This is a genomic window from Auritidibacter ignavus, assembly GCF_003703835.1.
In the GTDB taxonomy this organism is placed as follows: Bacteria; Actinomycetota; Actinomycetes; order Actinomycetales; family Micrococcaceae; genus Auritidibacter; species Auritidibacter ignavus.
The window spans coordinates 1-21,912 of the sequence record NZ_RDQR01000018.1 but is presented as its reverse complement, the minus strand read 5'-3'; the positions used below and the strand labels follow the sequence as shown (position 1 = coordinate 21,912).

Genomic DNA, 21,912 nt, shown 5'->3' with positions numbered 1-21,912 from the left:
CTATGACCACCTATGAATACACCCAGGATGACTCGCAGACTCGAGCTCAACCTCGAGTAGTTCCGGTATCCAAGGGGCGCATTGTCGTCAACTGGCTCACCACCACTGACCACAAGACGCTTGGGTACATGTACCTGATCACCTCCTTTGCGTTCTTCTGCATCGCCGGTGTGATGGCACTGTTGATCCGTGCCGAGCTGTTCAGCCCAGGTATGCAGATCCTGCAGACCAAAGAACAGTTCAACCAGCTGTTCACCATGCACGGAACCCTGATGTTGTTGATGTTCGCCACACCGCTGTTTGTGGGTTTCGCCAACGTGCTGGTGCCACTACAGATTGGTGCCCCCGACGTGGCCTTCCCTCGACTGAACGCCCTGGCCTTCTGGTTCTTCCTGTTCGGTTCGCTGATCGCCACCGCCGGGTTCCTGATGCCGCAGGGTGCAGCCTCCTTCGGTTGGTTCGCCTATGCGCCCCTGTCCAACACGACATTCTCACCCGGTGTGGGTGGTGATCTCTGGGTCTTTGGTCTGGCGCTACAGGGCTTCGGCACTATCATGGGTGGTGTCAACTTCATCACCACCATCATTAGTATGCGTGCTCCAGGTATGACCATGTGGCGTATGCCGATCTTCACCTGGAACACCCTGATCACCAGTATCCTGATCCTGATGGCCTTCCCGCCACTGGCCTCGGCGCTTTTCGCACTGGGTCTGGACCGTCGCTTTGACGGCAACATCTTCAACCCGGAGAACGGTGGTGCCATCCTCTGGCAGCACCTGTTCTGGTTCTTCGGACACCCCGAGGTCTACGTGATTGCGCTACCGTTCTTCGGTATTGCCTCAGAGATCATCCCGGTTTTCTCCCGCAAACCGATCTTCGGGTATAAGTCTCTGGTGTTTGCGACCACCGCTATCGCTGCGTTGTCTATGACCGTGTGGGCACACCACATGTACGTCACCGGTTCGGTACTGTTGCCGTTCTTCTCGCTGATGACCATGCTCATTGCGGTCCCGACCGGTGTGAAGTTTGTGAACTGGATCGGCACCATGTGGCGCGGATCCATTACCTTCGAGAACCCAATGCTGTGGACGCTGGGCTTCATGGTCACCTTCCTCTTCGGTGGTCTAACCGGTGTCATTCTGGCCTCCCCGCCGCTGGACTTCCACGTTTCCGACACCTACTTCGTGGTGGCACACTTCCACTACGTGATCTTCGGTACTGTGGTCTTCGCGATGTTCGCTGGCTTCTACTTCTGGTGGCCGAAGTTCACCGGAAAGATGCTCAACGAACGTCTGGGGAAAATCCAGTTCTGGATGCTGTTCATTGGCTTCCACGGGACCTTCTTGGTCCAGCACTGGCTAGGTGTCATGGGCATGCCTCGCCGTTACGCCGACTACATGCCGGAAGACGGTTTCACCGGTATGAACCAGTTCTCCACGGTCTTTGCGATGTTGCTGGGTGCCTCGATGATTCCGTTCTTCTGGAACATCTATATCACCCACCGCAAGGCCAAGAAGGTCACCGTCGACGACCCGTGGGGCTTCGGTGGCTCGCTGGAGTGGGCAACCTCCTGCCCGCCACCGCGCCACAACTTCCACGCTCTGCCACGAATCCGTTCCGAGCGCCCGGCACTGGACCTGCATCACCCCGAGTTGCTCCCCAGTTCGCCGGATCCTGAGTCCTCATACCGTATCGACAAGGAAGGTGCACGGGCATGAAACCATCAATCGCCGTTTTCAACATCATTGGTGCCTTCTTCGTCATCGTCGCTGTGATCTACATGTTCGCCACGCGTTTTACCGAATGGGTTGGCATCCCGGCATTCTTTGCCCTAGCTGCGATGAGCTGGATGATCTCCTTCTACCTGTGGCTCACCGACCGGAAATTCAAGACCGGACCGTCCGATCGTGAAGACGGTGAGATCGAGGATTACTCCGGTACCTACGGCAGCTTTGCGCCGTGGAGCTGGTGGCCGCTTGGGCTGGGCGTGGCCTGCGCAGTCATTGTGCTCGGCGTTGCTGTTGGTTGGTGGATCTTTTTCATCGGTGCCGCACTGGGCTTGTTCTTCCTTATTGGATGGGTCTTCGAGTTCTCGACGGGGGAGCACGCCCACTAAGGCGAAAAATCAGCCCCGCCTAGTATGACGTGACAGACAAGGACCGGCCGTTATTCCCTTTGCTTGGCGGATAACGGCCGGTCCTTGTATATGTGGTGTTCACGGAGCCAGTCCGTGCTGGCGTTGTATCTTGGGCTGAGCGGAGACGGCCAGGCTAGATCTTGACGACCATTTTCCCGGAGTTCTCTCCCCGCAGGAGCCCCAGGAAGGCATCAACGCTGTTCTCAATGCCGTTGACCACCGTTTCGTCGTAGGTCAGCTTTCCGTCTGCAAACCAGTTGCCGACCACGGTGTCGAATTCATCGCCGAGGTCGTCAGTGTAGTCTCCGACGATGAAGCCTTGAATGCGCAATTTCTGGCGCAAGACTTTGGTCATGTTGTCGGGCCCCGGTTGCGGTTCCGTGGCATTGTATTGACCGATCGCACCGCACATCGCGACACGTCCGAACGGTGCCAGCACGTCGATGGCAGCCTCCAGGTGGTCGCCTCCGACATTATCGAAATACACATTGAGCCCATCGTCACCGATGACCTCGTTGACTTGCTCTCGAATCGGGGCGGCCTTGTAATCGATGGCTTCATCAAATCCGTATTTCTGGGTGATTAACGCACACTTTTCGGGTCCGCCCGCTGAGCCATATACCTTGCTGGCGCCCAGCAACCGTGCAAACTGGCCCACGGCGGTGCCCACCGCACCGGCCGCACCGGAGACGAAGACTGTTTCGCCTGGCTGTAATCGTGCGACACGCGTCAAACCAACATAGGCCGTTCTGCCGGGCATACCGAGTAGTCCGAAGTACAGCGATAAGGGGATGTCGTCGGATGCAGGATGAATCGGGCGAAAGATCTCGGAGGACCCCTGAGCAATATCGCGCCATCCCAGATTGTGGAGGACGATGGTGCCCTCGGGGAGATTGGGATCACGAGACTCGATGACGTGTCCTACAGCGCCACCGGTCATGACCTCGCCGACCTCATAGGGGGCAGAGTAGCTCTTGGCATCACTCATCCGTCCACGCATGTATGGATCAACCGAGATGAAATCATTGGCCACACGCACCTCGGTGTCGCCCAGATCGGGAAGGCCGATGGTGGCGGTCTCAAAATTGTCGTGGGTCGGGACGCCCTGCGGGCGCGATTGCAGATGAATCTGTGTACTGTTAATGATCGTCATACCACCCAGCCTAGGCACAAACGCAAGACGAGTCACCCTTTACCTAAACGTACGAGACACAGCTGTGGCCCACGCCCCTCAACAGGGGAGTGGGCCACAGACTATGTTGGTGCCGGCTTAGCGCTCCAGCGAGTTGGTGTCCGAGGAGGCGTCGGTGATTTCCTCGTGACCGTGATCGTGGGCCTCGGCTTCAGCCAGCTCAGCACGGGACACCGGCTCGACGCGCTCTTCGAAGAGCAACCGTGCCAGGCCAGCGCGCATTCTCTCCATGCCACCGACCTTGCCCTTCTTATTGGGCTGAGCAGGAACCGGCTTCTGGGATTCGAAGGCCACCAACTCATAGAGACGGTAGTCGCTGACGCGTTCGTGTTTCTCGGAAAAGCCACCGCTCGGAGACATCTGAATGATACCGGCCTCACGACCGTGCAAGGCGATCTCGCGGTCCTTGCGTTGCAACGACAGACACACGCGACGGGTGATGATGAATCCAAGGATTGGGCCCAAGAAGTACAGCACGCGGAGCACGTAGGTCACGTCGTTGAGCGAGACGTGGAAGTGGGTAGCGATCAAGTCCGAGGATGCTGCTGCCCACATTACACAGTAGAAAATGACACCGGCAACGCCGACACCGGTACGGCCCGGGGCGTTACGCGGACGGTCAAGAACGTGGTGTTCGCGGTTGTCCTTGGTGATCCAGCGTTCAATCCAAGGCCAGACGAACATCCCCAGGATCAACAAGGCCATCGGGATCAGCGGTGTCAACACGCCCATCGGCAAAGCGTTCTCGCCCCACGGCGTGGGAATGTGCCACAGGAAGGAGTAGTCGCCGAGCATACCGGGCATCAGACGCAAAGCACCGTCACCGAAGCCGACATACCAGTCAGGCTGGGTACCAGCCGACACCGGGGAAGGGTCATACGGTCCGTAGTTCCAGATCGCGTTCATCTGGAACAGGCCGGCAATCAGCGCCAGGATACCGAAGACGATGAAGAAGAACCCACCGGCTTTGGCAGCGTACACGGGGCCAATCGGGTAGCCCACCACGTTCTGCTCGGTGCGGCCAGGACCCGGGTACTGGGTGTGCTTGTGAGTGACCACCATGAACAGGTGGATTGCAATCAACAGGATCAGTAGACCGGGGATGACCATAATGTGCAAGGAGTACAACCGGCTGATGATGTCCTCGCCGGGGAACTCGCCGCCGAAGAGGAACATCGAGATGTAGGTACCGACAATCGGAACGGCCTTGATCATGCCGTCGACAATACGCAGACCGTTACCGGAGAGCACATCGTCGGGCAAGGAATAACCGGTGAAGCCAGCCAGGATGCCCAGCACCAGCAAAGTACAGCCCACGACCCAGTTCAGTTCGCGCGGGCGACGGAAGGCACCGGTGAAGAACACACGCAACATGTGGAAGGATAGCGAAGCCATGAACAGCAGAGCTGCCCAGTGGTGCAGTTGGCGCATAAACAGACCGCCACGAATATCAAAGGAGATATCTAGAGCGGATGCATAGGCTGCCGACATTTCCACACCGTAGAGCGGCTTATATGAACCCTCATAGGTCACGTGGGACATCGACGGGTCGAAGAAGAAGGTCAGGAAAGCTCCGGAGAGCACCAGGATCACAAAACTGTAGAGCGCGACTTCACCGAACAGAAAGGTCCAGTGGTCCGGAAACAGCTTGCGTCCGAACTCCTTGATGATCTTGGAGGCACCAACGCGAGTATCGACAAAGTTCGCGATCTTACCGGTGCGAGTGGATGCATTGTAATCGTGGACTGTTGTCATCGGTTCCTGTCACGCTCCCAATAGGCAGGTCCAACAGGCTCGTGGAAGTCGCTTTGGGCAACCAGGAAGCCTTCATCGTCAACGGTAATCGGTAGTTGCGGCAGCGCATGGCTAGCCGGGCCGAAGATCACTTTGCACTCCTGCGTGAGATCGAAAGTTGACTGGTGGCAGGGGCACAGCAGGTGGTGGGTGTGCTGCTCGTACAGCGCCACCGGGCAACCAACGTGGGTGCAAATCTTGGAGTAGGCCACGATGCCATCAACGTTCCAGTCCTCGCGACCCTCGGAAATCTGCAAGTCTTCGGGGTTCAACCGCATCAACAGCACGACGGCCTTGGCCTTCTGGTTCAGCTTGTCGTGCTCGAGCTCCAGCAATCCTTCAGGAACCACATGGAAAGCCGAGCCGATGGTTACGTCGCTGGCCTTGATCGGGGTGCCGGTGATGTCGCGGACCAACCGGACGCCTTCGTCCCACATGGTGTGACGCAAACGCTCCACACCGAAGTTCTCAGCGACGTTATCCGAGCGGTTATCGGAGTCATCCAGATCGCGGAACATCGCGATAGCGGGTAACGGAGCCAGGGCGAGTGCGCCGATGAGAGTATTGCGCAACAGCGGGCGACGCTTGATCTGGGACTCATCAACGACGTCGTTGACAATCTTGCGAGCTTCCTCTTGGTCCTCGGCGCTGGTGACCTCATGGCGGTCCTCGACCCATTCGTGGTCGGGCATCAGGGTTTTGGCCCAATGCACAATACCCACACCGATACCCAACATCGCGAAGGCCGTGCCAAGACCTAGTAGCGTGTTCTGCAAGCGCAAGGTGTCGAACCCGGTATCGGGGCCAACCTGACCCACACCGAAGTAGCCGATGAAGAAGACGATCGTGCCGATAATCGAGATGATGAACAGCACAGAGACTTGCCGTTCAGCTTTCTTGGCTTCTCGTGGATCCTCATCAGCAAGACGCCGCCGGTGTGGCGGCAGACCCGGGTTGTCGATCGCGTAACGACCCGAATCTTCCCCAGCGCGCTCGACGGTGCCCGATGTCTCGGGTCCTCCGTGGCGTTGCTCGCCCATAGATCTGATTCCTTTACTCGAGTGATGAATGTGCTTGTGTTGGGTTATCGGTAGCGCTCAGTGGTCACAGTGGTCAGGACGACCGCGAGGTCAGCCAGACCATGAAGCCGATGACCAGACCCAGCCCGGCAGTCCAAATGAACAGCCCCTCAGCAACCGGGCCCAGAGAGCCCAGGCTAAATCCACCGGGGTGGCCCTGGTTCTCAAATTCTTTCAGGTACGCGATCACGTCGCGCTTCTGGTCGGGGGAAATATTGGCATCCGAGAACACCGGCATGTTCTGCGGTCCGGTCTGCATGGCCTCATAGATGTGTTTTTCTTCCACACCATGCAGGGTGGGCGCAAACTTACCGCGGGTCAAGGCACCACCGCCAGCCGAGGCGGCGTGGCACATGGCGCAGTTGACACGGAAGATCTCGCCACCACGAGCGAGGTCAACGTCGTCGTGGTCGACGTCGAGGTATTCGTCCTCTGGCACGGCCGGTCCAGCGCCCAAAGAGGCAACATAGGCTGCCATCTGCTGGGTTTGTTCGTCATTGAATTGGGGCTGTTTCTGCTGAGCCTGCGGTCCGTGCATTTGCATCGGCATACGACCAGTACCGACTTGGAAGTCCACAGACGCAGCACCCACACCCACCAGCGACGGTGCAACGGAGGTGCCGGTGGCGTTCATGCCGTGGCAGGTGGCGCAGTTGGCGTTGAACAGTCGCTCGCCGGCAGCGACATCGGATTCGGAATACTCTTGAGCCGTCGTAGCGCTAGCAGTATTGAGGCTACTGGCCAACGCGTACAGGCCACCGGTCAACAGCAGCCCGATGAGGAGCAATGCGACGGCCACGGCGGGGTGGCGACGGTTCTGTGAAAGAGCCTTCACTGATGATTTCCTTACGTTTTTGTCAAGCCCGACGTGACATTTCCGGCTCGACGACCTCAGGGTGCGAATGGTGATTAAGTTTTACAGTCTTAGGTTACTGAAGGAAGTAGATAATTCCGAACAGCACCACCCAGACAACGTCCACAAAGTGCCAGTAGTACGACACCACGATAGCGGTCGTGGCCTCATGGTGTCCGAACCGCTTGGCCAAGAAAGCGCGACCGATCACGAACAGGAACGCGATCAGACCACCGACCACGTGCAAGGCGTGGAAGCCGGTGGTGATGTAGAACGCTGACCCGTAGGCGCTGGACGCGATGGTGACGCCGTGTTGAACCAGCTCGGCATATTCGAAGGACTGAACGGCGACGAAGACCGTGCCCATAATGAAGGTCAGCACGAACCATTCGACCATGCCCCATTTGCCGATATTGAAGACGCCTCCGGTGCGCCGGGGTTGCAGGCGTTCAGCAGCGAAAACACCAAACTGTGCTGTAAAAGAACTGGCGACCAGAATCAAGGTATTCACAGTCGCCAGTGGCACACTGAGCATCTCGGTGTTTTCCGCCCAGAGGGTCGGAGACGTCGAGCGCAGGGTGAAGTACATGGCAAACAGCCCGCCGAAAAACATAATTTCGGAGGCCAACCAAACAATGGTCCCGACCTGGACCAGATTCGGCCGGGAGGGGAAACCTGTGGTGGGGTGCGAGATGGTTTGAGTCGTAGTTGTCACCCTCTCATTATGGACTGAAAGTGGGCTCGTTCTCCAATCGTTGAGCCGTGTTTCACGAGGAAAATGAGTGACACAGAACACTTAGAGACCCTCAAGTGGCCTGATTTTTCAGTGTTTTTGCAGGTTTCAACACCCTTTTAGTCAGTTTTGGCAGGCCATGGAAGATGACACCCGAAGCATGGGTAAGCACCTGTGTTTGGTGATGAGGGGAGCCCTGCTTTCTCCAAAAACCGGGTTGTCGTCGGCGTTCAAAGCGAGAATGATGAGAATTGTCGCGGAGAATATACCGGGCAATCCGCACCAGAGAACGACTGTCTCTAACAAGTTGACTTGATCGGCTGACAACGTCGCAGCGTTGTTCGACAGGTGCGTTTGAGCAAGCACTGAGATGCCGAACAGTGCCAGAGACAGGACAAGAAGAATCGCCCAGATGATGATGCGTCGTGCCGTGGGATCAATTTTCTGCGACATGTCAACTCCCGGAAGGCGCCGGTTTTGTTCGCTCATATTCTCGACGAGCGATAACGTCGGTAAGTGAATACCCGCAAAGCGAGGGCGTCGTGGCATAAAGGAGACTTTTCGCGGTCCGAGTTGCCAGCACAGGTTTCGTGATGAGCGGGTGCGGCGTGAGGCTGTGATGTTGGTGTTCACTCGCGCACGTTCTGCGCCGTGCAGGTACTAGGATGAGATCGTGCATACCACAGCGAACTGCTCCACACACACCTGGCCGAGCCTGTTATCGTCGGTGATCCACGGCGAAGATCTGTCCGTAGACTCTGCTTCGTGGGCGATGACCGAGATGATGTCTGGAAACGCGTCGGACGCCCAGATCGCTGGTTTTCTCGTCGCACTGGCGTCCAAGGGTGAGACGGTCGATGAGCTGATGGGCCTGGCCAACGCGATGCTCGCGCAAGCTGCCCAGATCGATCTGAGCCCCGATGCGGTCGATATTGTAGGCACTGGGGGAGACCGGTTAGGTACGGTAAACCTGTCGACCATGTCTTCGTTGGTGGCGGTAGGAGCCGGAGCGAAAGTCATTAAACACGGTAACCGTGGATCGTCCTCCACGGCAGGGGCCGCTGATGTGATCGAGTCCCTCGGTGTTGATCTGACCATGGCGCACACCCGCGTGGCCGAGTGTCTGGAACGGGCCGGTATTACCTTCCTGTTTGCTCAGGAATACCACCCCTCGATGCGGTTCGTTGCGCCCACCCGGAAACAACTCGGTGTGCCCACGGCTTTCAATTTCCTCGGGCCCCTGTCCAATCCTGCGCGCCCGGAGGCCCAGGCGATGGGATGCGCCCATGAAGCCATGGCCCCGAAACTGGCCGGCGTGTTAAGGGATCGTGGAACTCGTGGGATGGTCTTCCGCGGTTGCGACGGGCGCGATAAGATCACCACCTCGGGTCCGTCGACGATTTACGAGATTCGCGACGGCGCGGTCGAAACCTACGAGCTGAACCCGCAGGACTTCGGGATTTCATTGCAACCGGTCGAAGCGCTGGCCGGCAAAGACGGCGAGTACAACGCCACGATCGTTCGCAAGTTGCTGGCCGGTCAGCCAGGTCCCGTGCGGGATGCGGTGCTACTGAACACCGCCGCCGGGCTCACTGCCTATGACACCTCGGCCGAAGGGCATCTGTTTGAACGTATCGGCAAGAACATGGATCGAGCCCGAGAGTCCATTGATTCCGGTGCGGCCGCTGAGGTGCTGACCACCTGGGTTGCGGTTTCACAGGGGAACTAGCCACCAGCCAGTTTCCGGGGCTGGGTAAAACCTATCTAGCTCTGTCGACTGTTAGAGGTTCCGCGGGTAGGTCGTGGTCGGCGGGCGGGTGGTCGATTCCAGTGGTGGGTGCTCTAGGCTGTGGTGAGTAGGCGTCGGGTCACGATGACGGCGTTGGCGACAGCGTCGAGAGCGTCGAAAGCGTCGATGATGCGGGCACGTCGTTCGGTGCAGATGGCGAGTTTCTTGAAGCCGCGGTTGTGCCAGGAGTTGGTTCGCTCCACGACCCATCGCTTGCCGGCCTGGAGCGGGAAGCCCTTCTGGCTGATCACCCCGCGGTCGAGTTCGTCGAGCAGGTCGCGGGTCTTGCCGTTGTCGTAGCTGGCGTCGAGATGGATCGTGATGTCTTCGGGTAGGCCGACGCCCATGCCCTGGTCGAACCGGCCCAGCAGATGCTCTAGCGTGGGTTGCAGCAAGGGTGAGTTGTTGCGGTGCGCGCTTGCGATGACGCAGCCGAGCGGGATGCCGGTGGCTTCACCGCCACAGGATGCCTTGACGATGCACCCATCAACGGTGACCTCGCTCAGGTTGAGACTGACGATCTTGTCGTAGGCTTCCAGGCAGATCTGCTCGAGTTGGTTGAAGATGCCGGGAGCTTATCGAAGACCACTCGATCGGGGGATAGGTGGACGATGACACCCCAGTGGGTAAACCACATCGCGTCAGCGACGTGCCCCTATCCGCGGAACCTCTTAGTCGAATCCCAGGGCGAAGCCTTCTCCTAGATCGTGCTGAGAATAGGCGCGGAACGCCAGCATGGTTTCGGTATCGACGATGCCCTCAATCTTGGAGAGACGATCAGAAATCACGTCTTCGAGATCGTCGAACTCACGCACCCGGACAATGGCCACCAAGTCCCACGATCCGGTGACCGAATACACCTGAGCGATACCGTCCTGATCCGCCAGTTCAGTTGCGACCTCCGGAATACGATTCGTGTCCGTCTTGATCATCACGAACGCAGTAACCATCAGCGTGTCTCCTTCGATATCTGCCGGTTCAACGACGGGCTGACCCTTAGTCTAGTCTGTCTCTACACTGCGCTGTGCGGATCGGATAAGGGCTACGGTGATCAGCTGGGAGATGGCCCGGCGCCCGAGTAGCAGGATGCCCAACACGATGAGTGAGACGGTGACGAAACTCCAGTGAGAACCGTCGGAGAAAATCAGCACGCGTAATGCCACACCAATAAACACTGTGGAGAGCCAAACCACCAGTCCAGCGGGCCACAGGCGCTGCCAGCTGTGCCAAAAACCTGTCATGATACTGGCGAATAGGCAGGCGATGGCAAAGGGAGCAGCCACGCGGAACAACTCGCTACCGGTGATCTCTTCTTGGTGTGAACTCATCCCGAGTGCGGCAAATCCGGCCACCAGGGCGACATCGATCACCACTGCCACGATCGGGCGCCATCGGCCACCTGGGACAGGCTGGGTGACTTGTTCGGTTGCCCGCGAGGGGGAGGGGACTGGGTGAGTCATGGTGTCTCATCCTTTGAATTTTTCGCCGAAGTATAGACCGCCTGGCCAGCCTCAACGACCAAGCGCACAGGCACCTGGCCCGGTGCTGAAGCGCCCTGAAGGGTGGCAAAGGTCGCGGCGCTACCGAAAATTCCGCCCGAGAGCCGTGATCCCACGCCCAGCGGGCCCATGGCTACCGAAATCACTGGTTGCGTCAGGACCGAGGAGGCCTGATAGGTGGCCTCATAGATCCGGATCACGTCCGCGGGGGAGTTGGGCATCACCGCGATTTTGGCCAGATCATATCCGCGGTAACCCATGGTTTGGAGTCGTTCGAGAATATCGAAGCTCGTTGGGGTGTGGTCGATATCGTGGTAAGATCCCAGCGTGGCTACGTCATGAGCCTGCGCCTGCTCAAGCGCTTCGACTGCGGTGCCTCGCGCCGTTTCAATATCAAGGATCACAGCACCCGGTGTGGTCGCCAGCGCCGTCAAAATCTGCACGTACGTCTGATCACTGACGTCGGCCTGACCGCCTTCGGCGCTCGTTCGGAGTGTGGCCAAGACCGGCACCTCGCCAAAGAACTCGATGAGTTTCTCGTAAACGGCTGTGACCTTTGCCGGCTGGGCATATTTGTCGTAGAAATCCACGCGCCATTCGACCACGGAGATCGAAGAGAAATCCGGATGGGCCCGAATCGATGCTGCCTGCCCCAGAATCTGGTTTCGCCCCGAACCCATGAGCGGGGTGATGATCGCAGGATTGGCTGCATCAAAGGTGGCCGTACCCAGCGTGAGACGGGGGTAGGAGCCGTGCGGGGTGGAGACGGGCGCTGACATAGACAGATGATCCCTCCGAAAACCTCGATACAGAGTTAAGTTAACATAATGTAGATTATCGGCGTTTTACCCATTGGTCCGGCCAGAGACGGTCGCCCGGGCTGATTTTCGCTCGTGGTTTTAGTCGATCGAGCCGGTCTCTTCTGGTGTGGTGGTCTCATCCGAGGTTGGTTGCGGTGCCAGGAGCTCATAGATGGTGGACTGACCAGAGTCCCACATCGCCACGATGCGTCGTGTGGTGCTCTCGGTTTGGTCTGGCAATAAGACGTGGTGTGCACCGACCTGGCCCCAGGGCTCAGGAACCTCGCCACGCACGATCAGTGTGATGTTTGACTCTTCGGACCCCAGGTACTGTCCATCGGCATTATAGAAATACGGAACAGCTTGCTGAATTTCTCCGGCAATCGCCAGATTGAGCAAATGTACGGCCACAGGATCCGCGAGCGCATCGTAGATCCACAGATGTCCGACCGCTGGGTGCTCCATTTCGGCAACCAGGTATGAATCAGCGCCAGCCAGGGGCTTCAGGCGGTATGTAACCGGCACGTGTAAGAAGCGTTCACCTTGATGCAGGATGAACCCTTCGAGCATGATGGAGCCTTCGGTGTCATCAAAATGGTAGCTACCGACGATCTCTATGTCTTCATCAGATCCCCAGTATTGGGAAGCAACCCAATCCGAGAGAATACTATTTCTATCTGGTTCTGTTTCGGCGAGATATACAGTAGCCATTCTTCTAGTTTACGGGGTTGAGTGATGTTCTTCGACAATCTCGGTCCCGAGGGACAGTGTGATTCTGGGATTGAATAGTGAACGTTGGGATCGTTGCTACCTTTCCCCTAGGTCGATATGGATATTTTTTATTACTTGAATTATAAATAGAATCGTCTGTGCTGGTCAAGTGTGAGTACTGTGTTGGGCGGTGCTTTTCGGTAGGCTACGACACAACGGAACCGAGAGTGCTTCGGCGACCACATTCAGGAGGTCACAGGATGTTCGACTGGCTGTCTGACAACACCTGGGTGCTGTGGCTGGTCGTCGCTGCCGGCTCAGTACTCGTTGAGCTCATGATGTTGGATCTGATCTTTCTCATGCTTGCCGGTGGCGCGCTCGGAGCCTTGATCGCCTCGTTGTTCGGCATCCCCTTCGCGGCGGAAATTGGCGTATTCGCGGCGGTAGCAGCGGTGTTGTTATTTGCCCTGCGTCCGGTGGCGATGCGACATTTGAGCTTGCCGGGCAGTCATCCGCACGATGACTCGATCGAGGCCTATCCGGGCCGGAATGCGGCGGTGACTAGCGAGGTGTCAGAACACGCGGGTTTCGTCAAGCTCGATGGCGAGATTTGGTCGGCTCGCACCACCAGCCCGATGCCTCTGGCGGTGGATCAGGAAGTCGTGATCGAGCGGGTTGACGGCGCGATCTTATGGGTCCGTCCTCAGCGATAGGCCGTGCGGTGGCTATGCCCGTCTGCGAGGTCTCGCTATACTCGTGTTAGATCTGTCACCCTAAAGCGTTCATTGCGTTGAACAATTGAAAGGCCCCAACAAACTCATCCCGGAGGAACTATGAGTGCCGGAGAAATCATTCTTGTCGTCGTGATGATCATCTTGGCCATCGTGATCATCGCGGTACTGGCGAGTGCCATCAAAATCGTCCCCCAGGCTCGCGCGGGCATCGTGGAACGCTTGGGGAAGTACCAGCGTACTCAAGGAGCGGGCCTGACCATGCTGGTACCGATCATCGACCGGATGCTACCGCTGATTGATATGCGTGAACAGGTGGTCTCCTTCCCGCCACAACCGGTCATCACCGAGGACAACCTGGTGGTCTCCATTGACACGGTGGTATATTTCCAGGTCACCGACCCTAACCGCGCCACCTACGGGATTGCCAACTACATTCACGCCGTGGAAAACCTGGCCACAACCACGCTCCGCAACGTGGTAGGTGGTCTCAACCTCGAACAGGCACTGACCTCCCGCGATTCGATTAACACTCAGTTGCGTGGCGTGCTGGATGAAGCCACCAGCAAATGGGGGCTCCGGGTCTCTCGTGTAGAGCTGAAAGCTATCGATCCCCCGCCCTCAATTCAGGACTCGATGGAAAAGCAGATGCGCGCAGAGCGTGATCGTCGTGCCGCGATTCTCACCGCTGAGGGTGAAAAGCAATCCGAGATCTTGACCGCGGAAGGTAATCGCGAGGCTTCGGTGCTGGCTGCTGAAGGTGAGGCCCAGGCCAGAATCTTGCGTGCCAACGCCGAAGCTGAGGCCATCACCACGGTATTCGAGGCCATCCACGCCGGTCGCCCGGATCAGGATCTGTTGGCCTACCAGTACTTGCAAACTTTGCCCAAACTGGCCGAAGGCGACTCCAATAAGATGTGGATCATCCCGTCTGAACTGACTGACGCGTTGAAGAATATTGCTGGCGGTTTCCATGTTCCCGGACCCAGTGGCGATCCCGTTGGCCCGAGAAACTCCACCGACCAGAATGGTTCTCAGTCGACACCTCAGACCGGGACCGGGAATAATTCCTCGGCCGATGGCGCTGAGACTACTTGGACCCCGCGTACTTCGGAGCATGACTCCGCTGGAACTGCAGAGTCCGAACAGCGTCGCGCCCGGCGTAAGCCCCGGCCGACTACTGCCGCTGAGGTTGCTGAGCACGCTCCCAAGGCTCCCAAGCTGTCGCACACCAGCTTGGAAGAGGCCTTGGCCGAGCCTGATTTCACTGCGGATGGACTGCCGGCCCGTCCGCCCCATCCACCGCAGGCCGGTCGTGCTGACGATCAGCAATGATCTATAGTGGTAGTTTGCGCCGGTGTTCTGCCGGGCCAGCGGTAGCACCACTGAGGTTGATATAGAGGAGTTATTGGATGAGTGATCGCAGTCTTCGCGGGATGCGGCTAGGTTCGCAGTCCATGGAAACTGAAGCCGGTGTGGAGCCGGCAGCCCGACAGCGGGTGGAGTACCGTTGCGAAGACGGTGAAACCGTCATTGTCACCTTCGCCGCTGAAGCTGAAGTTCCCCCCACCTGGACCACAAAAACCGGTAAAGAGGCGCGGCTGGTCAACGGTGAACAGCACGTCGAAGACAACTCCAAACCGGTGCGGACCCACTGGGATATGTTGCTGGAGCGTCGTAGTATCGAAGAACTCGAAGAATCGCTCAAACAACGGCTGAATGCCCTGCGGGAACGTCGTGGTGAAGAGCCACTGCCGTAGCGACAGGCACCCTTTCTCACTCCTGCGTGGTGCTTAAGGGAGGGGTGTCTCAGCTCTTGGCTCTTGGCAGTGAATTTAGTTCAGGCCGAGTTTTTTCTTGGCGGTCTCCCAGCGAGCCTGCACACCCCACTTGGTGACATTTACCAGTGCTTCGGTGATGATATTGCCACTCATCTTGGACTCGCCGAACTCGCGCTCAACGAAGGTAATGGGCACCTCAACGATACGCTTACCGGCCAGCGCGGTGCGGAAGGTCATGTCCACTTGAAAGCCATACCCCTTGGACTGGACAGCATCCAAGTCAAGCTCCCGAAGCGTGTCAGCACGGTAGGCGCGGTAACCGGCGGTGATATCGGTGAGTTTTAGCCCCAAGAGAATTCGTGGGTATACCGAACCACCCATCGAAATCAGCTTGCGGTACCAAGGCCAGTTGACCATCTTGCCACCGGGCACCCGGCGCGAACCGATCACCAGATCAGCCTGATTGACCGCGTCTAGGAGCCGGTGCAATTGTTCAGGCTGGTGGGAGCCGTCGGCGTCCATTTCCACCAGCACGTCGTAGCCACGCTCCAGGCCCCAGGCGAAACCAGCCAAATAGGCCCCACCTAGCCCGTTCTTTTCGGTGCGGTGTAACACGTGGAGCTGAGAGTCCTGAGTTGCCTGCTCATCGGCCCACTCGCCGGTGCCGTCGGGAGAATTATCGTCGACCACTAAGACATCCACCTCGGGGTTAGCCACTCGCACGCGCTGCAGAGTTCCGGGCAAGGATTCTGCCTCGTTATAGGTTGGGATGATGGTCAGTACTTTCATGGCTCTCCTCGATTAGCCGTGCTGGACTTCTCCTCGCATGAGTATAGCGCGGAGTGTTCTCTTCTCGTGGTAGCTGAGCTTGCGTCCCCGTCACCCCCGGTAGTCCTCTCCCACCACAGTGGCCTGGCGCTGCGGCAAGGGGGTAGCGGAATCCACGATCGGCAATAACGCCGAGCCGGCCCGGGCATCTGTGGAAAATTGGGCGCTGGATTCATCCGGCACTTGCACGCCCAGCTCGGTCCCGGTGTAGACACCCAACCGCGCCGGTGAGCCGACCCTAATCCGACCGTGCTGGAATAACCGCTGGGAGATCACCGAGGGCAAAACCCGTACCCCGTTGCGAGTCACCGCATGAAAGGCTGCCCGGGTGGATAGTCGCTGGGCGGGGTCTGGGTGTTCCACCGCTGCGGTGACGACCCGCCACATATTCTCGTGGCTGGCTTCATCATCCCCGGAACCCAGGCTGAGGTGGATGCCGGCTGCGACCACATCGGCCAGCGGCGCCTGCAATTCGGGTGTGTCCGAGCAGAGCGGTGTGACAGTCAACGACAACTGTGTTGCTCGCATGCGCTGAATCTGCTCGGCGCTGAGCGGGTGATTGGCCACTACCCGGTGGCGGGCCCGCATTAGCCAACCGGCATCGGCTCCTTCGAGTCGAGACAGAATCGTATCCAACTCGTGTGGTGACCTCGAGCCGATCAACGCCTGCACCGCCGGTGTCCGGTCACTGTGTTCGAGCAACTGGGTCAACCCGTCATCGATCTCCTGGTGAGGGATCCACCACTGTGGGGCTACAGAGCCGATCGGACCGTAGCGTACCACCGCATTGTGGTCCTCCACCGATTCCGCCTCGGTCGTCATCGACACCAGTTGCCGGTCTTCGGATCCGGTGGTCACGTCGGGGGCCTGAGTACTCAGACCATCGATGAAAGCTGGCACCACCAAGGCTCCTGCCAAGTCCACTTCGACAGTGGGCTCGGGGTCGGTAGTGGCCTTGACCATCGCGTCAGCGGTTTCCTCGGACCCCACCCAGGAGATGGTCTGATCCTCAATGAGCACCGCGGTGGCAAAAGGGTCATCAGCGGTGTGGATGAAGCCGTTACGCAGTAGCAGGCTCATAGCGTGTTCTCTCTCCTGTTCTCAGCGGGTCTCATCGGTGGTCCCAGTAGGTTCGTCCGACTCCAGGGAATCGAGCGGGTCGGGGCCATCCTCCCCCAGCGGGTCGGGGCTGGCGGAGTAGGAGACGATGCCGCGATTAACCAGGTCCTTGGCTTTAAAGCACCGCCGGGAAAAATCCGCATCCGGGCTGGCCTTCGCCAGCTGGTCCAGCATATCGATCACTTGCCGGGCCCACCGGACAAAGTCTCCGGCCGCTAGCGTGGTGCCGGACAGGCACAGGGTCAACGATTGACCGCGAACCCACCGGAAGACTGGCCACACCAACCCCGGGTGCGGTTGCGGAGTGACTTTCAGACTGGCTTGTGACTCGGCATCTTGGAGCTGGTACCAGATCGCGTCGCTGGCATCCAGCGCCTCGGTCAGTGCCGGGGTGGGCATATCGGGTTGGACGATCAATTCCTCCTCGGGGCCCTCAAATACCAACAGCGCCGCCAGCCCGGCTAGGTCTTCGGGCGACATGGTGTCAGTCACCCCGTCTTGAAGCAACAATGCGGTCAACAGGTCACGTTCCCCATAGATCCGGCGCAGGACGTGTCCGGGTTTGGTGAGCGTCTCGGTTTCCAGATCGACGTAGTCGTAATCGGCCAACAAGCCCAGGATGCGTTCGAAGGTGGTGGCAATCGTGTTGGTCCGCGAGTCGATTGTGGAGATCAACCGGTCGGTTTCAGAGCGCAACGTGGCCCACCGGTTGGCCCAGCGGGCGTGTTCTTCTCGGTCGGCACAGGTATCGCATGGATGGGCGCGCAACATCGCCCGCAACTGTTCGACGCGTTCGATCGCGGATTCATCCCGGTACCGGAACCCGGTGATTTCTTCGCGCGGCCGAGGTTTCTGATTCCGGCGCAGGGCTTCGCGAGCCCAGGAGGCAATCGTTTTGCGTTGCGTGGGAGTCTTGGTGAGCAGATTCTTGGGCAAATTCACCGACCCGATCGGTTCCACCGGTTCCGCGAGATCATCAGTGCCGACCCGGCGAAACTGCCCCTTATGGGTAATGACCGCAACTCGGGGGTTATGGGGGTTGCCGGCGGTGGAGACCACGGTACACACCCCGAATTTCCGGGGGCCTGTGACCTCGATAATGTCGCCAACCACCAACCGGGTCAAGGATTGTTCTTCAGCATCGCGCCGGGCACGTTTTTTCACCCGGGACGCAGATTTTTCAGCCGCGGCCAGCTCTCGGCGGAGGGCAGCATACTCGGTGAAGTCCCCCAGATGACAGCTCATCGCCTGCCGGTATCCCTCTAAGGACTTTTCTTGTTCTTTGACCTGTTGGGCCAGACCCACCACGGACCGGTCGGCCTGGAACTGGGCGAACGACGACTCCAGAATCCCCCGGGCAGTATCGAGACCGTAGACCGCCAATAAGTTTACGGCCATATTGTAGGTGGGCTTGAACGAGGAATTCAGCGGGTAGGTGCGACGCGAGGCTAACCCGACCACCTGATGAGGTTCGAACCGGTGGTCGGACCACATCACCACCGCGTGACCCTCAATGTCAATGCCACGTCGTCCAGCTCGCCCGGTCAGCTGGGTGTACTCCCCCGGCGTGATGGGTGCGTGGGTTTCACCATTGAACTTCACCAACTTCTCTAACACCACCGTACGGGCTGGCATATTAATGCCCAACGCCAGGGTTTCGGTGGCGAACACGACCTTGACCAGCCCGGCGGCGAACAGTTCCTCCACCACCTCTTTGAACGGTGGCAACATGCCGGCATGGTGGGCGGCGAAACCACGTTTCAGGCCATCGCGCCACCCCCAAAAGCCCAGCACGTCACGGTCGTGCTCGGGTAGCGTCGCTCCGGCTTGGTCAACCAGATCCTCAATGGCGCGTTTTTCTGCCGGAGTGGTCAAATCCAGGCCGGTTTGCAGACACTGTTCTACCGCAGCATCACAACCGGCACGGGAGAAGATGAAGGTAATGCAGGGCAACAGCGCTTCGCGTTCGAGTACCCGCACCATCGTTGGGCGGGAGGTTCGGGTCTGTGTAGCCATCGACTGGGCGCGCGGGCCGGGACTGTGGCGGTGCTGGGAGGTGTGGTTGCGGAAGCGGTATGCGCTTCCTTTGCCACCCTTTCCTCTCTTGCCACCGCGACCGCGTTTTCCGGAACCGGGTTTACCCCAGTGGGCGGGCTGACCGGCTCGTTGCTGTTCGCTGGCAATCTTCGCCAGCTCCGGATTGAGCTTGGGTTTCTCCACACCTTCACCGGTGGTGGCAAACAGGTCGTAAAGATTCTTTCCGGCCATGACGTGTTGCCAGAGTGGGACCGGACGGTGTTCGGAGACCACGACCTTGGTGGAACCCCGCACCGTATCCAGCCAGGCGCCGAACTCTTCGGCATTGGAGACCGTAGCCGACAACGACACTAACGCAACGTGCTCGGGAAGATGGATAATGACTTCTTCCCACACAGCACCGCGGAAACGGTCGGCCAGGTAGTGGACTTCATCCATGACGACGTAGCCGAGATTTCTCAGTGGCTCCGCGTCGGCATAGAGCATATTACGTAACACTTCGGTGGTCATCACGACAATAGGAGCATCCGGGTTGCGAGCCACATCCCCGGTGAGTAGCCCCACCTGCGCGGCTCCGTAGCGCTGAACCAGATCGGTGTACTTCTGATTGCTGAGCGCTTTAATCGGGGTGGTATAGAAAGCCTTGAGCCCCGAGGACTGGGCGAGATGAATTGCGAACTCTCCCACGATGGTTTTTCCCGCCCCGGTGGGCGCAGCTACCAAGACCGAGTGGCCCTGTTGCAGGTACTGACAGGCTTGTTGCTGGAACTCATCGAGCTGAAAACCCAGTGAGGCGGAAAACTCGCCGAGCGGAGTGCGAGCTTGCCGTCGACGCTTGGCATCCAGCGCATAGCGTTCGGCGGGTGATAAGTGCTGATCTGCCTCGGTCATGCTATTCAGCCTAGGGGAAACGATTAAAGTTCCCCTAGTGGCCTCGCCCCGCGCTGAATCTCCTCATCGAGCTGTCGTTGTTTTTTGGTCTGACGCTTCACCCGACGCTTGTCATTAACCAGACAGATCACCAAGGCCACAAAGAACAAGATGGTCAGTGGCAGCCCCATGAAGAACATGGTGATCACATCCGAGCCCGGGGCCGTCATGGCTGCCACCACGGCGATGACAATCACCGAGATCCGCCACTGTTTCAGGATCTGTTTGCCCGAGATCACCCCGGCCATATTCAGACCCACCAAGATTACCGGCAACACCAAGGCCACCCCGAAGACCAGCAACAACCGGAGCACAAAGGGAATATAGACGGTGGCTTGAATCCGGTGCGCGGTACCTTCCGGAGTCAGTGAGGTGAAAAAAGACAGTGCCTGGGGCAACGCGACCCAGCCCAACACCACCCCGCCGATGAACAGCGGGATTGCCGCGGCGAGAAAACCGAGCGTGTAGATCTTCTCGTTTTTCTTCAGCCCCGGCATGATGAAGGCCCACAACTGATACAGCCAGATCGGGCTGGAGATCACCACACCGGTAAAAAGCGCGACCTGCAACATGATGTCGAACGGCTGAGCGACCGAAGAAAACACGACCTCGGCCGGATGCTCTGCGGTGTCTAACCGTGACACCGGTTCGGTGATCATCGTGAAGGTGGGCTGATAGAGGATAAAACCCACGATCGTGCCGGCCACCAGGGCGAGCCCTGCTTTGATGATGCGGTTGCGGAGCTCTGTGAGGTGGGCCTTCAGGGGCATTTGCCCCTCGGGGTTGTGACGGCGACGTGTGGTGGTGCGCGACTTCTTTTTGCCGGTGGTGCTCGTGCTACTCGAACCAGGGTCGGAGGAGGAGTTTTCAGTCATGGACGTGAAAAGTCACACCGATAAAAATTTAGGAGCGGTTGTTGTTCTGAGCGGTGTGTTCCGAGTGCTGTTGCTTCGGCTCGTCTTCGACCACCGTGCCTTCCACGGCGCGGATATCGGAGCCCTGCTCGGACTCAGCGGAGTCCTTCTGCGAGGACTGGGACTTCTCGGAGTCCTGGTCCTCATCTTTCATCTGCTTGACCTCGGAGCGGAAAATGCGCATGGACTGGCCCAGATTGCGGGCCAACTGTGGCAATTTGGGTGCTGCAAACAGCAGAAGAATAAGAATGATAACGATGACCAGTGGCCAACCCTTAGGTAACATGGCACGTCCTTTCCGTAGCTGTGGAACAGTCTACAGCGATCTAGATGTCACCGGTGACAGAAAGTCCTGCTTTGTCATGGCACGGTGCTGGGTGGCGATTGCTCCATCCAGGCGCTCGACGAGCTCATCTCGCACGCGACGGGACTGTGGTGTGGTGCCCAGTACCTGGATTTCTCCGGGGTGGGAGGTGACCAGATCCTGCAGAGCACGCATCGAATGCATGCGTAGTTCCGCAACCACGCGACCGTCATCGAGTTCGGCCACACGGACAGGATCGTAGGTGGGTACCAGATCCTTCAAACGGTAGGAGAACAGGCACTGCACCACCAACGTCTCATGGTCATCATGCGTCTCGCCGGTGGTGGGCAGGCCCAATGCGTGCAAGGCCACATGTGGGGTGAAGGTGTCCTCGGTCTCGGCCAAACGCCCGATCCGATCGAGCCGGAAGGACCGTTCGGCATTCGCACGACGACACCAGGCCTGCACATAGGTGTGTTGCCGGTAGAACAGTAATCGGGCTCTTCGTAATTGAGGGTGTGGATCAGTGATTCCAGGACACGGCGTGGCGCTGCCCGGATAGACGTCGAGGTCTTCCGATGATGGAAGTTCTTACACAGTCCATCCGAAAGACCTCGACGTGTCCAAGCTTACTTTATCATCTCCTGATCTCACGACGTTCTGCCGGCTCGACTCCCTTGA

The 21,912-nt window shown here is 58.5% G+C and carries 22 protein-coding genes and 1 pseudogene; 6 read left to right on the top strand and 17 right to left on the bottom strand.

What is annotated here, in order from left to right:
- Positions 1-2: 2 nt before the first annotated feature.
- Together ctaD and DYI20_RS09135 are read left to right on the top strand one after the other, a co-directional pair.
- On the top strand, positions 3-1,718 hold the full coding sequence (gene ctaD, locus DYI20_RS09140; protein ID WP_122549368.1) for an aa3-type cytochrome oxidase subunit I: 1,716 nt from the start codon (positions 3-5) through the stop codon (positions 1,716-1,718).
- Complete coding sequence (locus DYI20_RS09135) at positions 1,715-2,116, top strand: cytochrome c oxidase subunit 4 (RefSeq protein WP_110098373.1); 402 nt, start codon at positions 1,715-1,717, stop codon at positions 2,114-2,116. The genes ctaD and DYI20_RS09135 overlap by 4 nt, the downstream gene beginning before the upstream one ends.
- Before the next feature lie 154 nt (positions 2,117-2,270).
- On the opposite strand, the gene DYI20_RS09130 is transcribed toward DYI20_RS09135, so the two are convergent.
- From DYI20_RS09130 to DYI20_RS09105, 6 genes are all read right to left on the bottom strand, one after another.
- Positions 2,271-3,290, bottom strand: coding sequence for an NADP-dependent oxidoreductase (locus tag DYI20_RS09130; protein ID WP_208392070.1), 1,020 nt, complete (start codon positions 3,288-3,290; stop codon positions 2,271-2,273).
- A gap of 117 nt (positions 3,291-3,407) precedes the next feature.
- Positions 3,408-5,084, bottom strand: coding sequence for a cytochrome bc1 complex cytochrome b subunit (qcrB, locus tag DYI20_RS09125; RefSeq protein ID WP_122549367.1), 1,677 nt, complete (start codon positions 5,082-5,084; stop codon positions 3,408-3,410).
- Positions 5,081-6,163: a cytochrome bc1 complex Rieske iron-sulfur subunit gene (qcrA, locus tag DYI20_RS09120; protein ID WP_110123183.1), complete on the bottom strand. Its 1,083-nt coding sequence runs from the start codon at positions 6,161-6,163 to the stop codon at positions 5,081-5,083. Before qcrA ends, qcrB begins: the two co-directional genes overlap by 4 nt.
- 73 nt (positions 6,164-6,236) lie before the next feature.
- A complete protein-coding gene (qcrC, locus tag DYI20_RS09115) occupies positions 6,237-7,037 on the bottom strand; it encodes a cytochrome bc1 complex diheme cytochrome c subunit (RefSeq protein ID WP_110098369.1) in 801 nt (266 codons plus the stop codon).
- A gap of 94 nt (positions 7,038-7,131) precedes the next feature.
- A complete protein-coding gene (gene ctaE / locus DYI20_RS09110) occupies positions 7,132-7,770 on the bottom strand; it encodes an aa3-type cytochrome oxidase subunit III (protein ID WP_233491952.1) in 639 nt (212 codons plus the stop codon).
- Positions 7,771-7,911: 141 nt separating this feature from the next.
- On the bottom strand, positions 7,912-8,421 hold the full coding sequence (locus DYI20_RS09105) for a hypothetical protein (RefSeq protein WP_147472551.1): 510 nt from the start codon (positions 8,419-8,421) through the stop codon (positions 7,912-7,914).
- Positions 8,422-8,458: 37 nt separating this feature from the next.
- Here DYI20_RS09105 and trpD point away from each other — a divergent pair, with 37 nt between their 5' ends.
- Entirely contained in the window at positions 8,459-9,517 is a 1,059-nt protein-coding gene (gene trpD / locus DYI20_RS09100; RefSeq protein ID WP_122549365.1) for an anthranilate phosphoribosyltransferase, read from the top strand.
- A 113-nt stretch (positions 9,518-9,630) separates the two neighbouring features.
- Here trpD and DYI20_RS09095 read toward each other — a convergent pair.
- The 5 genes and pseudogenes from DYI20_RS09095 to DYI20_RS09075 form a co-directional block, all read right to left on the bottom strand.
- Positions 9,631-10,146 (bottom strand): annotated as a pseudogene (locus DYI20_RS09095) (transposase family protein); the annotation flags it as partial.
- 102 nt (positions 10,147-10,248) lie between these two features.
- The gene (locus tag DYI20_RS09090; RefSeq protein ID WP_110110163.1) at positions 10,249-10,527 is read right to left on the bottom strand and encodes an Lrp/AsnC family transcriptional regulator; all 279 of its coding nucleotides are present in this window, start codon (positions 10,525-10,527) and stop codon (positions 10,249-10,251) included.
- Positions 10,528-10,578: 51 nt separating this feature from the next.
- Positions 10,579-11,037 carry a DUF3054 domain-containing protein gene (locus tag DYI20_RS09085; protein ID WP_122549364.1) on the bottom strand — a complete coding sequence of 153 codons (459 nt, stop codon included), beginning with the start codon at positions 11,035-11,037 and terminating at the stop codon, positions 10,579-10,581.
- Positions 11,034-11,855, bottom strand: a complete 822-nt coding sequence (gene aroD, locus DYI20_RS09080) for a type I 3-dehydroquinate dehydratase (protein ID WP_122549363.1) — start codon at positions 11,853-11,855, stop codon at positions 11,034-11,036. The genes DYI20_RS09085 and aroD overlap by 4 nt, the downstream gene beginning before the upstream one ends.
- 120 nt (positions 11,856-11,975) lie before the next feature.
- Positions 11,976-12,587: a maltokinase N-terminal cap-like domain-containing protein gene (locus DYI20_RS09075; RefSeq protein ID WP_110098355.1), complete on the bottom strand. Its 612-nt coding sequence runs from the start codon at positions 12,585-12,587 to the stop codon at positions 11,976-11,978.
- A 260-nt stretch (positions 12,588-12,847) separates the two neighbouring features.
- Here DYI20_RS09075 and DYI20_RS09070 point away from each other — a divergent pair, with 260 nt between their 5' ends.
- The 3 genes from DYI20_RS09070 (at position 12,848) to DYI20_RS09060 (ending at position 15,078) form a co-directional block, all read left to right on the top strand.
- A complete protein-coding gene (locus tag DYI20_RS09070) occupies positions 12,848-13,300 on the top strand; it encodes an NfeD family protein (RefSeq protein WP_110098354.1) in 453 nt (150 codons plus the stop codon).
- A gap of 120 nt (positions 13,301-13,420) precedes the next feature.
- Complete coding sequence (locus tag DYI20_RS09065; protein ID WP_122549362.1) at positions 13,421-14,653, top strand: SPFH domain-containing protein; 1,233 nt, start codon at positions 13,421-13,423, stop codon at positions 14,651-14,653.
- Positions 14,654-14,730: 77 nt separating this feature from the next.
- Positions 14,731-15,078: an RNA polymerase-binding protein RbpA gene (locus tag DYI20_RS09060; RefSeq protein WP_110098352.1), complete on the top strand. Its 348-nt coding sequence runs from the start codon at positions 14,731-14,733 to the stop codon at positions 15,076-15,078.
- A gap of 75 nt (positions 15,079-15,153) precedes the next feature.
- Here DYI20_RS09060 and DYI20_RS09055 read toward each other — a convergent pair whose 3' ends face one another.
- The 6 genes from DYI20_RS09055 to DYI20_RS09030 all read right to left on the bottom strand — a co-directional run bounded on the left by DYI20_RS09055 (position 15,154) and on the right by DYI20_RS09030 (position 21,723).
- Positions 15,154-15,888 carry a polyprenol monophosphomannose synthase gene (locus tag DYI20_RS09055; protein WP_110098351.1) on the bottom strand — a complete coding sequence of 245 codons (735 nt, stop codon included), beginning with the start codon at positions 15,886-15,888 and terminating at the stop codon, positions 15,154-15,156.
- Positions 15,889-15,978: 90 nt separating this feature from the next.
- Complete coding sequence (locus tag DYI20_RS09050; RefSeq protein ID WP_110100558.1) at positions 15,979-17,007, bottom strand: hypothetical protein; 1,029 nt, start codon at positions 17,005-17,007, stop codon at positions 15,979-15,981.
- 21 nt (positions 17,008-17,028) lie between these two features.
- Positions 17,029-19,974, bottom strand: a complete 2,946-nt coding sequence (locus tag DYI20_RS09045; RefSeq protein WP_122549361.1) for a DEAD/DEAH box helicase — start codon at positions 19,972-19,974, stop codon at positions 17,029-17,031.
- A gap of 23 nt (positions 19,975-19,997) precedes the next feature.
- Positions 19,998-20,888, bottom strand: coding sequence for a twin-arginine translocase subunit TatC (tatC, locus tag DYI20_RS09040; protein WP_243857334.1), 891 nt, complete (start codon positions 20,886-20,888; stop codon positions 19,998-20,000).
- Between the two features lie 28 nt (positions 20,889-20,916).
- Positions 20,917-21,213 (bottom strand): Sec-independent protein translocase subunit TatA, encoded by a 297-nt coding sequence (gene tatA, locus DYI20_RS09035; RefSeq protein ID WP_122549360.1) that lies wholly within the window; start codon positions 21,211-21,213, stop codon positions 20,917-20,919.
- 30 nt (positions 21,214-21,243) lie between these two features.
- Positions 21,244-21,723 (bottom strand): helix-turn-helix transcriptional regulator, encoded by a 480-nt coding sequence (locus tag DYI20_RS09030; protein WP_243857395.1) that lies wholly within the window; start codon positions 21,721-21,723, stop codon positions 21,244-21,246.
- Positions 21,724-21,912 lie beyond the last annotated feature (189 nt).

Bases quoted from the DNA above. Each gene is read 5' to 3' on its own strand.
- ctaD (WP_122549368.1), top strand. From the start codon at position 3: ATGACCACCTATGAATACACCCAGGATGACTCGCAGACTCGAGCTCAA.
- DYI20_RS09135 (WP_110098373.1), top strand. From the start codon at position 1,715: ATGAAACCATCAATCGCCGTTTTCAACATCATTGGTGCCTTCTTCGTC.
- DYI20_RS09130 (WP_208392070.1), bottom strand. From the start codon at position 3,290: ATGACGATCATTAACAGTACACAGATTCATCTGCAATCGCGCCCGCAG.
- qcrB (WP_122549367.1), bottom strand. From the start codon at position 5,084: ATGACAACAGTCCACGATTACAATGCATCCACTCGCACCGGTAAGATC.
- qcrA (WP_110123183.1), bottom strand. From the start codon at position 6,163: ATGGGCGAGCAACGCCACGGAGGACCCGAGACATCGGGCACCGTCGAG.
- DYI20_RS09090 (WP_110110163.1), bottom strand. From the start codon at position 10,527: ATGGTTACTGCGTTCGTGATGATCAAGACGGACACGAATCGTATTCCG.
- DYI20_RS09085 (WP_122549364.1), bottom strand. From the start codon at position 11,037: ATGACTCACCCAGTCCCCTCCCCCTCGCGGGCAACCGAACAAGTCACC.
- aroD (WP_122549363.1), bottom strand. From the start codon at position 11,855: ATGTCAGCGCCCGTCTCCACCCCGCACGGCTCCTACCCCCGTCTCACG.
- DYI20_RS09075 (WP_110098355.1), bottom strand. From the start codon at position 12,587: ATGGCTACTGTATATCTCGCCGAAACAGAACCAGATAGAAATAGTATT.
- DYI20_RS09070 (WP_110098354.1), top strand. From the start codon at position 12,848: ATGTTCGACTGGCTGTCTGACAACACCTGGGTGCTGTGGCTGGTCGTC.
- DYI20_RS09065 (WP_122549362.1), top strand. From the start codon at position 13,421: ATGAGTGCCGGAGAAATCATTCTTGTCGTCGTGATGATCATCTTGGCC.
- DYI20_RS09060 (WP_110098352.1), top strand. From the start codon at position 14,731: ATGAGTGATCGCAGTCTTCGCGGGATGCGGCTAGGTTCGCAGTCCATG.
- DYI20_RS09055 (WP_110098351.1), bottom strand. From the start codon at position 15,888: ATGAAAGTACTGACCATCATCCCAACCTATAACGAGGCAGAATCCTTG.
- DYI20_RS09050 (WP_110100558.1), bottom strand. From the start codon at position 17,007: ATGAGCCTGCTACTGCGTAACGGCTTCATCCACACCGCTGATGACCCT.
- DYI20_RS09045 (WP_122549361.1), bottom strand. From the start codon at position 19,974: ATGACCGAGGCAGATCAGCACTTATCACCCGCCGAACGCTATGCGCTG.
- tatC (WP_243857334.1), bottom strand. From the start codon at position 20,888: ATGACTGAAAACTCCTCCTCCGACCCTGGTTCGAGTAGCACGAGCACC.
- tatA (WP_122549360.1), bottom strand. From the start codon at position 21,213: ATGTTACCTAAGGGTTGGCCACTGGTCATCGTTATCATTCTTATTCTT.